This is a genomic window from Allobosea sp. 67-29, from assembly GCF_001898115.1.
In the GTDB taxonomy this organism is placed as follows: domain Bacteria; phylum Pseudomonadota; class Alphaproteobacteria; order Rhizobiales; family Beijerinckiaceae; genus Allobosea.
Window position 1 is genome coordinate 1 of sequence record NZ_MKSQ01000024.1, and the last position, 12,605, is coordinate 12,605.

The following is a 12,605-nucleotide window of genomic DNA, read 5'->3' on the forward strand; positions in this document are numbered from 1 at the left end:
TAGGCCCTAAATCAACCCTAGGACTCTCCCCATAACCGGAGGAAAGTCGGGGCTCAGGTCAGAGCCAAGCGTTTCGAGCCGCCGAACGTCATATTTTTGATCGCGATACCAAGTATTTCCTGATCCGCTATGACACGGCGACAAATGAAGTGTCTGTCACGGCTTATCGAGAGCCGATGAAAGGTATTGAGTCTTACGAACGGGAGGAAATCGAAACCATTATTGACCCCGAACGGCCGAGCTTTGATACCGTTCTCGTCGAGGTAGATAAGGTCAAGAATCTAAAGGAGGCGTATCCAAATTATTTCGGCGATGTCCATCTATTCCGGAGGCAGCTTCGACGTATCGGTAAGGCGAAAGACTCTGATGAGTTTCAGCTCATGCCACAGGAGATTGTTCCGCCTCGGCCGCGGGAGGCCCCGGATCTTTCATGGTTCACGAGAAATCGCTTCCTGCGCCGCTAACGTCGCCTCCAGGACGCGATCACGCGTGTGATCATTTGCTGCCAGGGCAAAGGTCGCGTGATGCGTCAGCGGATTTTCCAGCAGGGGCAATTCCACGAGTTTCTCGCGCAGAAATGACGTCCTCACTTGCGCAGCTTCTGATTTCCAGCCCTGATGATACTGCTACGAACGGCCCGGGGGGGTGTGATGGCATACCGCAACAAAACATACATCTGCTTCGATGGTGATACAGATATGAAGTATTACCGCTTGATGCAGGCGTGGTCAGCTAATCAAAGATTCTCCTTTGACTTCTACAATGCGCACGACTTAAACTCGGCGCGCGACACAAGCGAGGTCGAAAGCATCAAGCGCCAGCTACGTGTGCGCTTCGCTAATTCGAAGCTTCTCGTGGTGCTCATCGGCGAGAACACCGCGCGCCTCACGAAATTCGTAAAATGGGAAATGGAAGTTGCCCTCAGGCTGGACCTTCCAATTATCGGCGTGAATCTCAACGGATCTCGAAAAAGAGATGCTCTGTGCCCACCGACCATTCGCGACGAGCTTGCAGTGTATGTTCCCTTCGGAATGAAGATAGTGGAACACGCGATGGCAAATTGGCCAGCGTCTCACGCCAAGTATAAATCAGAAGGCAAGACAGATTATTATCACTACACGGACGCAACCTACATGAGTTTGGGTCTGTAGAGTGAGGTACTTTTTCGATTCAATATGCACCTGGTCATACTGGCGCTATGCGGTTTTCTCGACCGAGGCAGTTGCTCGTTTTTTTGCGGCTGTCGGCGTCATGTGGCTGTTCATTGAGCTGTTCGAATTTTTTAACATATATACGAAAGACAAGTACAGCGTATTTGCCTTTCCTATCATAATGCTGGTTGCCTTTGTTTACGTTCTGGCGACTAGGCGGCCTGTCTCGCGCGTCCGGTACAAAATTCCTAAACGTGATTTCAGTGTCGAAGTACGAATTGGAAATATTTTGGACTCTCCCGGAGAGGTTATTATCAGCACAAATACAACGTTTGATACTGATATCACCAATGGTCTTATCGCGCCGGAAAGTTTGCAGGGGCAATTCCTTCTAAAATATTTTCCTGGAAACTATGGCGATCTTGAGAAGCAAATAGAAGAATCTCTCAATGGCGAAAAGAGCCGTACGGACAATAACAGGAAAGGGAAGAACGAGGTATATAAGATCGGGACGGTAGCAAGGGTGAAGGCGCACGGTAAGAATTTCTACTTCCTAGCTATGTCAGAATTAAATGAACATGGAACCGCGAGCTCTACACCGCGAATGATAGACGACGCATTGGAGGCGCTTTGGAAGTATATGGCAACGCGTGGCGAGCTTGGTGAGATCGCTATTCCGGTTCTTGGTACGGGCCGTGGCCGAGTCTCACTGTCGCGCAAGAAGATTATCGAGAGAATTGCCCAATCTTTTGCTGACGCCTCGACTGACGCCGTATTCTCAAACAAATTGAGCATAATCGTCCACCCTGGCGATGTGCCAAAACACAAAATAAATCTTTTTGAAATTCGGGATTACTTAATGTCGAGCCTGCACATTTAACCCAGAAGGCGCCGCTCCGAGACGTTAGGGCTTGCCGCATGTGAGCTCTAACGCGGCAAAGCCTTGCTTCCGGTCAAGGTGGCGGCGCTGGGCTCGCCTATGCAGGGCGGCATCGATGAGGCATTGCGGGCCTCACGCTGGACCCAATTTCAGATTCCTGCGACACGGCAACGCTGCGTGGGGCCGTTTCTGGGCCGCCACCTAAGATCAAGGCACAAGCCACTAGTTAAGAAGGCAAGCCCGGGATCACTGCGTGTTCAGCTTTTGCTGGGACTAACGCACCCCGCGCCGGTAACGCCAGCGTCGCCGCGAAGCAGGCGGCCAGCATCAGGCAGGAGCCGACCAGGCAGGCGTAGATGCCGCCCCATTGAAAGAGAAGGCCTGACAGCAGCGTGCCAGTGAACCGTCCGAGCGCATTGGCAGCGTAGTAGAACCCGACATCCTCTGCGGCCTTCTCGGATCCGGCATAGGCCAGGATCAGGTAGGAGTGGACCGAGGAATTGACGGCGAAGGCAAAGCCGAACAGGCCCAGGCCCACCACCAGGACGATATCCGGCCTCAATCCCGAGTTGCTCGCCAGAACGGCAGCGATGGCGGCCGGAATGATGGCGAGGATCAGCGACCAGAGCCTTGCCGCCTTCACTTCCTGCGTCAGCCCGTCAGGGCTGCGCTTGACCACGGCGGGTGCAGCCGCTTGCACGAGCCCGTAGCCAATGGTCCAGAGCGCGACGAAGCTGCCGACCATCGTGAAGGTCCAGCCCGCGGCGTAGAGGAAGACGGGTACGCCGACGACGAACCAGACGTCCCGGGCGCCGAACAGCGCCACGCGCGCGATCGCCAGCAGGTTGACGCCGCGGTTCTTGCCGAAGAGCTCGCGTGCGCTCTTGCTCGCCTTCGCCTTTCCGAGCATGGGCGGAAGCGATGCCACGACCCCGAACAGCACCACGCTGAGCGCCGCTGCCATGGCCCACAGCGCGCCCCGGAAGCCGAGGAGTTCGAGCAGCAGGCCGCCGAGGAAGAAGCCGAAGCCCTTCATCGCGTTCTTCGAGCCGGTGAACCAGGCGACCCAGCGGAAGAGGCGGCCTTCCGAATCCTCCGCCTTGGCTGCTGTCTCGGCGATCTTGATGGCAGATTTTGAGGCTGTTTTTGTGAGGTCTTTGGCGACGCCGCAGATGCCCTGAGCGAGTACCACCCAGATCACGGAGGCCACGGCCGACCAATCGGGCGAAAGAGCCGAAAGCACCAAGAAGCCGGTGATCTGCGTCGTCAAGCCGACCGCGAGCATCCTGGTGATGCCGTAGCGCGCCGCGAGCCAGCCGCCGATGAAGTTCGCCAGCACGCCGGCGGCCTCATAGAGGAGGAAGAGGAAGGCGAGCGTGAAGGGCGAGTATCCGAGCCGGAAGAAGTGCAGCAGCACGAGCATGCGCAGAGCGCCGTCCGTGAGTGTGAAGCCCCAGTATCCGGCCGTCACGATGGCGTAGTTGCGCGTGCCCTCGTTCATCGCGTCAGATCCCGACTGCTTCGAGATGGCAGGCAAGGTCGACCATGCGACAGGCATAGCCCATCTCGTTGTCGTACCAGGCGTAGACCTTAAGCATCGTGCCGCTCGTGACGAGCGTCGACAGGCCGTCGACGATGCTGGAGCGCGTATCCCGCTGATAATCGATCGAGACGAGGGGGCGCCCTTCGAAGCCAAGGATTCCGGCGAGGGCGCCTGTCGCTGCACTCTTGAAGAGATCATTGACCTCGGCGGCCGTCGTCGACCGTTCGAGTTCGAAGACGCAGTCGGTCAGCGAGGCATTGAGCACGGGCGCGCGGACCGCGTGGCCATCGAGCTTCCCCTTGAGTTCCGGATAGATCAGCGCGATCGCCGTTGCGCTGCCCGTCGTCGTCGGCTGGAGCGAGAGCATCGCCGAACGCGCCCGGCGCAGATCCTTATGCGGGGCATCGACCACAACATTGGTGTTGGTGGGGTCGTGGATCGTGGTGATCTGGCCGTGCCGGATCCCGAGGTGCTCGTGGACGACCTTCACGACCGGCGCAAGGCAGTTCGTGGTGCAGGAGGCGGCCGTCACGATCGGATGCAGGGAGGGGTCGTAGAGATGCTCGTTGATGCCGACGACAACGTTCAGGACGGACGGATCCTTGACCGGCGCGGCAACGATCACTCGCTTGGCGCCGCGCTTCAGATGTCCTTCCAGCACCGCTAGGGTCAGGAACTTGCCGGTGCATTCGAGAACGACGTCGACGCCCAGATCGCCCCAGGGCAGCTCCGAAGGGGATGCCTCGGATGAGAAGCTGAGCTTACGTTCGCCGATGTGGATCGCCCTGTCGCCATCATGGTCGATCTCGGTTCGCCAGCGACCCTGCATGCTGTCGAACTCCAGCAGGTGAGCCGTCGCCGCGGCGCCTCCTTTGATCTCGTTCAGATGGACGACCTCGAGGCGGTTCCCGCGCCGGGGATCATCAGTCGGTCGTTCTGCTGCGCCCAGCGCCGCTCGCAGGGCCAAGCGTCCGATGCGCCCCATGCCGTTGATCCCGACCTTCATCCCATCGCCTCTCAAATTCGATCCGGAGCAAATTATTCGATATGTCGCTTGACATCGAAATGACGACGGAGTCAATCATGTCGACACCTATCGACATAATGAGATGACAGACATGACCCGCGCCCCGCTTAACGTGCTTTTTGTCTGCACCGGCAATTCCGCCCGCTCGATCATGGCGGAGGCGATCATCAGTCGCGTCGCGCCGGGCAAGTTCAAAGGATTCAGCGCCGGAAGCGATCCCCGGGAGGAGATCAATCCGTTCGCTGCGCGCCTGCTGAAGTCGTTGAACTACGACATCACTCAGTTTCGCCCGAAGAACTGGGAGGAGTTCGCGAGGCCGGACGCGCCGCCGCTCGATTTCGTTTTCACGCTCTGCGATGACGCCGCGAACGAACCGTGCCCGCACTGGCCGGGACAGCCGATGAGCGCGCATTGGGGCCTGCCTGACCCGGCAGCGTTCGTTGGCGAGGATGTCCAGAAGGCGCTTGCCTTCGCCGATGCCTATCGCATGTTGAACAATCGGATATCGATCTTCACCAATTTGCCGCTAGCCTCGCTGGAGAGTGTCGCTCTACAGCATCGGCTGGATGCGATCGGCACCAATCTGGCAAGGAAGGACGACGCAGCTTGACCACCCGCCTCGAAGCCGCCAGCGCGGTCGACTTGTTGGGAGCGCTTGCCCAGTCGACCCGACTGGAAATCTTCCGCCTGTTGATGCGCTACCGGCCTCATGGCCTGGCGGCAGGCGATATCGGTCGGCTGCTGGCCGTTCCGCACAATACCCTCTCGACTCATCTGGGGGCGTTGGAGCAGGTCGGGCTGCTGGCCTCGCGCCGTGAAGGGCGACACATCATCTTCGCCGCGGTTCCGGATCGCGCGGACGCCTTGCTTGGTTTCTTGGCCGAAGCCTGCTGCTCGCAGAGCCCGTCGACCTGCGAGACGCCTGCAACTCCCTATCTGTCGCGCAGGGAGGCTCAGGCAACCGACACACCCTTGCGGGTGCTCATCGTCTGCACGGGGAACTCCGCCAGATCGATCATGGCGGAAGCCGTCATGAACCGGGAAGGGCTCGGCCGCATCCAAGCCTATTCGGCAGGCAGCCGCCCGCATGAGGCGCCGCACCCGCTCGCGCTCCAGCTACTCAGGGAGCTGGGTTATGCGACCGCTGACTTCCGCTCGAAGTCCTGGGGCGAGTTCCTGGCGGCGGACGCGCCCGAAATCGACCTCGTCATCACGGTCTGCGACTCCGCGGCCGACGAAGCCTGCCCGTCCTTCCCGGGCGCGCCTATGCGAGTTCATTGGGGATTGGACGATCCCGCAGAGGTCGGCGGTCCGGTTGAGGCGCGCCGTGCCGCTTTCCGTCAAAGCTATCGAGACCTGACCGCTCGGGTCACGGCTCTCGTCAATTTGCCGTTCGAGAGCATGATGCTCGACGACCTGGCGCCAGCGCTTGAAGCCATTGGCCGGATGGATGGGGCGACACCCAGGTCTTTGGAAGCTGCTTAGAGGCGACGACCGCTTGGCAAATCGCCGCATCAAGCTTTAGATGGGTCCTGCCCCACGGCACGCCGTAAGCCTGCCGTGAAGCGCACCGCCACGTCGGTTTCACGGGCCTGATCTAGATCACGACGCAGGTGTGCGTCGAAGGCTCGCGCTCATGAAATCTCTCCGCGATAAATCGACCGCATTCGGCGGTGGTGCACTGATAGGCACGCTTGGCGGTCTCATCGGTCTCGGAGGTGCCGAGTTTCGATTGCCTCTCCTCATCGGAGCATTCGGCTTTCGCGCCCTTGATGCGGTCATCCTGAACAAGGCGATGAGCCTGGTCGTGGTGGCGACCGCTCTGCCGTTCCGGACGGCCACCGTGCCGTCCGTCGAAATCGCCAACCACTGGCAGGTGATCGTGAATCTGCTCGCGGGGAGCTTGCTTGGCGCCTGGTTCGGTGCCGGGTGGGCTACACGTTTGAAGTCTGAAACCCTCTACAAAGTTATCTCGGTCCTGCTCGTCATCATCGCGATCGTCCTGATCTTCGGACACAACGTCAGCTCAGCCGGGGCATTCGTTACGGGATCCACTCAGCTTGTTGCCGGAGTCATCGCAGGATTCGCCATCGGCGTCGTCGCGTCCCTGATGGGGGTTGCAGGCGGAGAGTTGTTGATCCCGACGCTGGTCCTGCTGTTCGGCGCCGACATCAAGCTGGCAGGTAGTCTATCGCTCGCCGTCAGCTTGCCGACCATGATCGTCGGCTTTGCCCGCTACAGTCAGGACCAGGCATTTTCCGTCTTGCGGCGCAACGGCGCGTTCGTCCTGACCATGGCGATCGGATCGATCGTCGGGACCTTCGTCGGTGGCCGCTTGCTCGGTGTTGTGCCGGGTAATGTGCTTCTGCCAGCCTTGGCGTTGATCCTCGTTGTGTCGGCCGTAAAGGTCTGGAGACACAGATGAAGAGACTGCCGGCAAAAATCCGTTAGGCCCGGCAGCCAGGTTCGCATGGAAAGCGGCCGTTGGCTTTGTGCGGGTGCTGTTAGCCGCGATTTGCTTCCGCGCGTGCGACGGCCGGATGGCGCTCGTACCAATCTTTGCTTCGATTGACGATCGCGACGACCGACAGCATCACCGGGACCTCGATGAGCACCCCGACGACGGTCGCGAGCGCCGCTCCGGAGTTGAAGCCAAACAGGCTGATTGCCGCGGCGACGGCGAGCTCGAAGAAGTTGCTTGCGCCGATCAGGGCTGAGGGGCCGGCGACACAATGCGCCTCGCCGGTCATCCGATTGAGCAGGTAGGCCAGGCCAGAGTTGAAATACACCTGGATCAGAATCGGCACAGCGAGCATCGCGATGATAAGCGGCTGCGCCAGGATCTGTTCTCCCTGGAAGCCGAAGAGCAGCACCAGCGTCGCCAGCAATGCCACCAGCGAGATTGGAGCGAGAACCCCGAGCACGCGGTCGAGTGAGGCCGGTCCGCCGCTCGCGAGGAGCTGACGCCTCAGGAGCTGAGCCACGATCACCGGGATGACGATATAGAGCACCACCGACAGCAGCAGCGTGTCCCACGGCACGGTGATGGCCGAAAGGCCCAGCAGCAGGGCCACGATCGGCGCGAAAGCGACCACCATGATCGCATCGTTGAGGGCGACCTGGCTGAGCGTGAACAGGGGCTCGCCTTTCGTCAGGTTCGACCAGACGAAGACCATCGCCGTGCAGGGCGCCGCCGCGAGGATGATCAGGCCGGCGATGTAGCTGTTGATCTGATCCGCCGGCAGATAAGGCCGGAACAGGTAGGAGATGAAGAACCAGCCGAGCGCGGCCATCGAAAAGGGCTTGACCGCCCAGTTGACGAAGAGGGTGACGCCGATGCCGCGCCAGTGGCGCCCGACTTCGCCGAGCGCTGCGAAATCGATCTTCAGGAGCATCGGCACGATCATCAACCAGATCAACACCGCCACTGGCAGGTTGACCTTGGCGATCTCAGCCGCGCCGATCGCCTGGAAGACGCCGGGCGCAATGTGGCCGAGCGCGATGCCCGCGACGATGCACAGGGCGACCCAAAGGGTGAGGTAGCGTTCGAAGGTCGACATGGCTGTTAGGCTCCCGCGAGGACACGGCCGGATGAATCAACGACAAGCTCGCCGTCTTCCTTGCGGAACTCACCGCGCTGCGGCGGCAACAGGTCGAGCACCCGCTCGGACGGGCGACACAGTCGGACGCCCTTCGGCGTCACCACGAAGGGGCGATTCAGGAGAATGGGATGGTCCTCGATTGCGTCGAGCAGGGCTTCATCGCTGAGCGAGAGATCGTCCAGGCCAAGCTCGGCGTAAGGCGTTCCCTTTTCACGTAGCGCCTCGCGCAGCGTAAGGCCGGCGCGATCGACGAGTTCGCGCACCATTCTGCGCGAGGGCGGCGATTTCAGATATTCGATGACGTGCGGTTCGACCCCAGCATTCCGGATCATTGCGAGCGTGTTCCGTGAGGTCCCGCAATCGGGGTTGTGGTAGATGACGACGTCCATCTGAAGTAACTCCGGCACAGAGGTTTCGTGCTCCGGCGGCAAGGCGCGAGCCGCCTATCGAGAGGCGCAGAGCCGGTCGGGGGAGGGGTCTAGGCGTGTTCCTCAATCTCGGTCGCGGCCGAAGAGGAGGCGCAGCAAGCCGAGAGCGCCGCGACCACCGGAGCGCAGATCTCCGTCCGTCCGCCGCAGCAATCGTTCAGCAGAAAGGTGACGAGGTGCTGCACCGCCACCAGGTTCGCTCGATAGATGATGGAGCGACTCTGGCGTTCGGTTCGGACCAGCTTGGCCCGAGCCAGGATGCCCAGGTGCGACGACATGGTGTTTTGCGGCACGGCAAGGCGGCGGGCTATTTCTCCCGCGGGCAGACCTTCCGGCTCATGCTTCACCAACAGGCGAAACACGTCGAGGCGGGTCTGCTGCGCGAGAGCTGCGAGCCCCAAAATAATCTGCTCTGATTCCATGTATCCAAGTTAGTGGATATATGGATGTATTGCAAGCTGAACGGCCCTGGATAGCGGGCATTCCGGCTTGGCGTTGAGAGAGCCGAAGCGGCCGTCAGGCCGACCGGCGACGCTGGTGAGCGATGGCGATAGCCGACATGTCCGTCGTCGGATCAACGACGATCTGCTTCTGCTTCCGTTCGGAGTAGCGGTCGACCAGCGTCTCCGCATGCGGCCGCAGCAAGACGGTGAAGCGGACCAGCTCCTCCATCACGTCGACGATGCGGTCATAGTAAGACGACGGCTTCATCCGCCCCGCCTCATCGAATTCCTTGTAGGCCATTGCGACGCTCGATTGATTGGGGATCGTGAACATCCGCATCCAGCGCCCGAGCAGGCGAAGCGTGTTGACCGCATTGAAGGACTGGGAGCCGCCCGACACCTGCATTACGGCGAGCGTGCGTCCCTGGGTCGGGCGCATGCCGCCCATCTCCAGCGGCAGGTGATCGATCTGCGCTTTCATTACGCCGGTGATCTGCCCGTGGCGTTCAGGGCTGCACCAAACCTGCCCCTCTGACCAGAGAGCATGCTCGCGCAATTCCCGGACCACAGGGTGGTCGTCGCCCTTGACTTGGTCCGGCAGAGGAAGATCGGACGGATCAAAGATACGCGTCTCGGCCCCGAATAGCGTCAGAAGGCGCGCAGCCTCCTCGACGGCGAGCCGAGAGAATGAGCGTTCGCGCAGGGATCCGTAGAGCAACAGGATGCGCGGGGGGTGACCGAGCGGATCGGGCAGCCCTTCGGCGGGCCGCCTCATTGCGAACTCGGGCTTGAGGGCTGGAAGCGAGGAAAGATCGGTCAGCTCACGCATTGGCATGAGGGTTCTCCTTGATATCCGGAACAGAGCTCAGCGCAGCTTGCGCGCCAGAGCATACATTGCAGCCGCTGCCAGCCCGGACAGGGCGACCAGGAGGAGCGTGCTCGGCATCAATCCGGCACGTTCGAGCAGCATGGCGAAGAGGAGCGGCGCGGCAGCCTTTACGACGAGTCCGGGTGCGGAGAGCTTGCCCAACATCGCCCCATAGCCGGCTGGGCCGAAGAGCTTCAGGGGGACCGTGCCGCGTACGATCGAGCTCAGTCCCATGCTGATGCCATAGGCAATCGCGAACAGACCCGCGAGGCCGGCCGCGGAACCGCCGATTGTCAGCAGAACGAATCCGACTGGCATCAATGCGGCGGAGGTCCAGGCGGTCGTGACGGGGTCGATCGAGGTTCCGAAGAGCATTTCGATCAGGCGCCCCGCAACCTGGGAGGGACCGACCATGGCGCCGATGCCGACAGCGACAGCCGCGCTCAGCCCCAGCCCTTGCAGCATCGTCAGCATGTGGACCGACATTGCCGATACCACGAAGCCTTGAAGCGAGAATGCCAATGCCAGCAGGGCGAAGGCGCTCCGCCGATCGTTCCCTTCAAGATACCTGACCTGCGAGGCATCTGCGGCGTCGGCGCTGGGCACGGAACTCGCCGTGCGATGGATCGGACCCGGCAGCAGCAACAGATGCAGCGGCGCGCACAGAGCGATCTGGACGACCGCATAGACCCGGTAGATGTCGCGCCAGTCAAAGGAGTTGAGCAGGGCAGTCGTCAACGGCCAGAACAGCGTCGATGCGAAGCCCCCGATCAAGGTGAGCTGGCTGATCGCGCGCCTTGCGCCCGGGCCGCGTGCCTGCGTCAGCGCCGTGAACGCTGCATCATAGAGGACGAGGGTCGAAACGATCTCCAGAGCGATCATGGCCGCGAAATAGCCAACCGGACCGCGCGCTTCCGCCAAGCCGAGAAGCGAGAGGCCGGCAAGCACCGACCCGAGGGTCATCATCAGACGGGTGCCGTAATGATCAATCAATCGCCCAGCGACGGGCGCGATAAGTCCGCCGATCAGCAGCCCGGCCGCGAACCCGCCATATGTCCACTCCGGAGACCAGCCGAAGCTTTCGGTCATCTTCGGAGCCAGTACGGCGAAGGCGTAGTACAGGCCGCCATAGCCAGCGACCTGAGTGACGCCGAGCGCCGTGATCAACGCGAGACCACGCCCTCCGGTGGGAGCGGGTATAGGCAGCGACAGACTGGACATCAGACTTCGGCCGTCTCACGGGTGGTTTCGCGGGAGCTGGACGAGCATCCGCATCCTGCCTTCCCGGATTGCTTGGCAACCGCGTCATCGGCGCAGCAGGCATCGACGGCCACAGGCGCGGGCCCTCCGCAGCAGCTCGACGTCGAAGCCGACGGTCCGCCGGGCGTCGCGCTGCAAACGCCAGTCTCCGGCAAGACGAGCTCGACGCGCCGGGCCGCGGCGTGATCGCCGGCGAGTTCAGCCACGATCGAGCGGACTTGTTCATTCCCCGTCGCGAGCAGGAAGGTGGGCGCTCGGCCATAGGACTTCATGCCTGCGATGTAGAAGCCAGGTTCCGGATGGGCGAGATCGGCGGCACCGTGCGGACGCACCGTTCCGCAGGAGTGGACGTTGGGGTCGATCAACGGCGCCAGGCTCGGCGGGCATTCGAGCGCCGGATCGAGCTCGACGCGCAGCTCGCGCAGGAGAGCCAGTTCCGGGCGGAAGCCGGTCGCGACGATGAGTTCGTCGACGGTGACGGCCTGCTTGCGTTCGTCGTTTGAGATCAAGCGCAGACCGGAGGCATCGCGCTCGATCTGTTCCAGACGAAAGCCGGTGTGGGTCCTGATGCGGCCTTGCTTGACGAGATCCGCGATCTGGAGACCGAGTTCGCCGCGGGCGGAGAGCTGGTCGGCGGCGCCGCCACCGAATGCCTTCGCCAGGATCGGACCCCGATAGAGCCAGGTGATCTTGGTTGCGGGATTCTCGGCCTGAAGCTCGGATAGCGCGATGAGGGTGCCGATGGCCGAATGGCCTCCGCCGAGCACCGCGACCTGTTTCCCGGCATAACGCGATCGGGCCTCCCCGGAGATGTCCGGCATCCCGTAGGCAATATGCTCGGTCGCTTCGATCTCGCCGATTGCCGGCAAGCCGCCGACCCCAGCCGGGTTCGGCGAGAACCAGGTGCCGGAAGCGTCGATGACGGCATCGACGGCCAAGCTCGCCGGCGTACCGCCGTCGCGATAGCGCACCAGCAGCGGCACTGCCTCGCGGCCATCCGTCTTGACCTTGTCGAAGCCAGCCCGGGAAACCGAGATCACCTCGGCATTGAGCTTGATCCGATCCCGTAGCCGTTCGGCAAGAGGGGCGACGTAATGCGAAATCAGGTCACCGCCAGTTGGGTAACGATCCGGGTCGGGGCGCGTCCAACCCGACGCTTCGAGGAGGCGCTCCGCCGCCTTATCGATGTTGAAGGCCCAGGGTGAGAACATCGGAACATGAGCCCATTGCCGGATGGCATGTCCGGCCGCCGGGCCGCGCTCCAGAACAATCGGGATGAGGCCGCGTTCCGTGGCGTGGGCTGCCGCGGCGAGACCCACCGGGCCGGCTCCAATGATCGCGATCGTCTTGGTTGCCACCTTCGCATCCTCCCGTGAAACCGGAAATACTGAAATATGGTCGAA

The 12,605-nt window shown here is 61.6% G+C and carries 14 protein-coding genes; 5 read left to right on the forward strand and 9 right to left on the reverse strand.

The window, feature by feature from the left end; all coding sequences use genetic code 11:
• Positions 1-428: 428 nt before the first annotated feature.
• Positions 429-560, reverse strand: coding sequence for a hypothetical protein (locus BGO20_RS18335; protein ID WP_291664865.1), 132 nt, complete (start codon positions 558-560; stop codon positions 429-431).
• A 90-nt stretch (positions 561-650) separates the two neighbouring features.
• Between BGO20_RS18335 and BGO20_RS18340 the strand changes: the two genes are divergently transcribed.
• Together BGO20_RS18340 and BGO20_RS18345 are read left to right on the forward strand one after the other, a co-directional pair.
• A complete protein-coding gene (locus BGO20_RS18340; protein WP_089174911.1) occupies positions 651-1,151 on the forward strand; it encodes a TIR domain-containing protein in 501 nt (166 codons plus the stop codon).
• A gap of 1 nt (position 1,152) precedes the next feature.
• The gene (locus BGO20_RS18345) at positions 1,153-2,031 is read left to right on the forward strand and encodes a macro domain-containing protein (RefSeq protein ID WP_291664862.1); all 879 of its coding nucleotides are present in this window, start codon (positions 1,153-1,155) and stop codon (positions 2,029-2,031) included.
• Between the two features lie 226 nt (positions 2,032-2,257).
• Here the strand turns inward: BGO20_RS18345 and arsJ are convergent, their stop codons facing one another.
• Together arsJ and BGO20_RS18355 are read right to left on the reverse strand one after the other, a co-directional pair.
• On the reverse strand, positions 2,258-3,532 hold the full coding sequence (gene arsJ / locus BGO20_RS18350; RefSeq protein ID WP_291664860.1) for an organoarsenical effux MFS transporter ArsJ: 1,275 nt from the start codon (positions 3,530-3,532) through the stop codon (positions 2,258-2,260).
• Between the two features lie 4 nt (positions 3,533-3,536).
• Positions 3,537-4,580, reverse strand: a complete 1,044-nt coding sequence (locus BGO20_RS18355) for an ArsJ-associated glyceraldehyde-3-phosphate dehydrogenase (RefSeq protein ID WP_089174914.1) — start codon at positions 4,578-4,580, stop codon at positions 3,537-3,539.
• Positions 4,581-4,692: 112 nt separating this feature from the next.
• Between BGO20_RS18355 and BGO20_RS18360 the strand changes: the two genes are divergently transcribed.
• From BGO20_RS18360 to BGO20_RS18370, 3 genes are all read left to right on the forward strand, one after another.
• Complete coding sequence (locus BGO20_RS18360; RefSeq protein WP_089174915.1) at positions 4,693-5,211, forward strand: arsenate reductase ArsC; 519 nt, start codon at positions 4,693-4,695, stop codon at positions 5,209-5,211.
• On the forward strand, positions 5,208-6,086 hold the full coding sequence (locus BGO20_RS18365; protein ID WP_248308047.1) for an arsenate reductase/protein-tyrosine-phosphatase family protein: 879 nt from the start codon (positions 5,208-5,210) through the stop codon (positions 6,084-6,086). The genes BGO20_RS18360 and BGO20_RS18365 overlap by 4 nt, the downstream gene beginning before the upstream one ends.
• Before the next feature lie 151 nt (positions 6,087-6,237).
• Complete coding sequence (locus tag BGO20_RS18370) at positions 6,238-7,026, forward strand: sulfite exporter TauE/SafE family protein (protein WP_291664859.1); 789 nt, start codon at positions 6,238-6,240, stop codon at positions 7,024-7,026.
• A gap of 79 nt (positions 7,027-7,105) precedes the next feature.
• Here BGO20_RS18370 and arsB read toward each other — a convergent pair whose 3' ends face one another.
• The 6 genes from arsB to BGO20_RS18400 all read right to left on the reverse strand — a co-directional run bounded on the left by arsB (position 7,106) and on the right by BGO20_RS18400 (position 12,560).
• Positions 7,106-8,161 carry an ACR3 family arsenite efflux transporter gene (gene arsB / locus BGO20_RS18375; protein WP_089174917.1) on the reverse strand — a complete coding sequence of 352 codons (1,056 nt, stop codon included), beginning with the start codon at positions 8,159-8,161 and terminating at the stop codon, positions 7,106-7,108.
• A gap of 5 nt (positions 8,162-8,166) precedes the next feature.
• Positions 8,167-8,592, reverse strand: coding sequence for an arsenate reductase (glutaredoxin) (gene arsC, locus BGO20_RS18380; protein WP_089174918.1), 426 nt, complete (start codon positions 8,590-8,592; stop codon positions 8,167-8,169).
• A gap of 89 nt (positions 8,593-8,681) precedes the next feature.
• Positions 8,682-9,053 carry an ArsR/SmtB family transcription factor gene (locus BGO20_RS18385; RefSeq protein ID WP_257735504.1) on the reverse strand — a complete coding sequence of 124 codons (372 nt, stop codon included), beginning with the start codon at positions 9,051-9,053 and terminating at the stop codon, positions 8,682-8,684.
• A 94-nt stretch (positions 9,054-9,147) separates the two neighbouring features.
• Positions 9,148-9,909 carry an arsenical resistance protein ArsH gene (gene arsH / locus BGO20_RS18390; RefSeq protein ID WP_291664857.1) on the reverse strand — a complete coding sequence of 254 codons (762 nt, stop codon included), beginning with the start codon at positions 9,907-9,909 and terminating at the stop codon, positions 9,148-9,150.
• 30 nt (positions 9,910-9,939) lie between these two features.
• Complete coding sequence (locus BGO20_RS18395) at positions 9,940-11,163, reverse strand: MFS transporter (protein WP_257735505.1); 1,224 nt, start codon at positions 11,161-11,163, stop codon at positions 9,940-9,942.
• Positions 11,163-12,560, reverse strand: a complete 1,398-nt coding sequence (locus BGO20_RS18400; RefSeq protein ID WP_291664870.1) for an NAD(P)-binding domain-containing protein — start codon at positions 12,558-12,560, stop codon at positions 11,163-11,165. Before BGO20_RS18400 ends, BGO20_RS18395 begins: the two co-directional genes overlap by 1 nt.
• Positions 12,561-12,605: the final 45 nt, after the last annotated feature.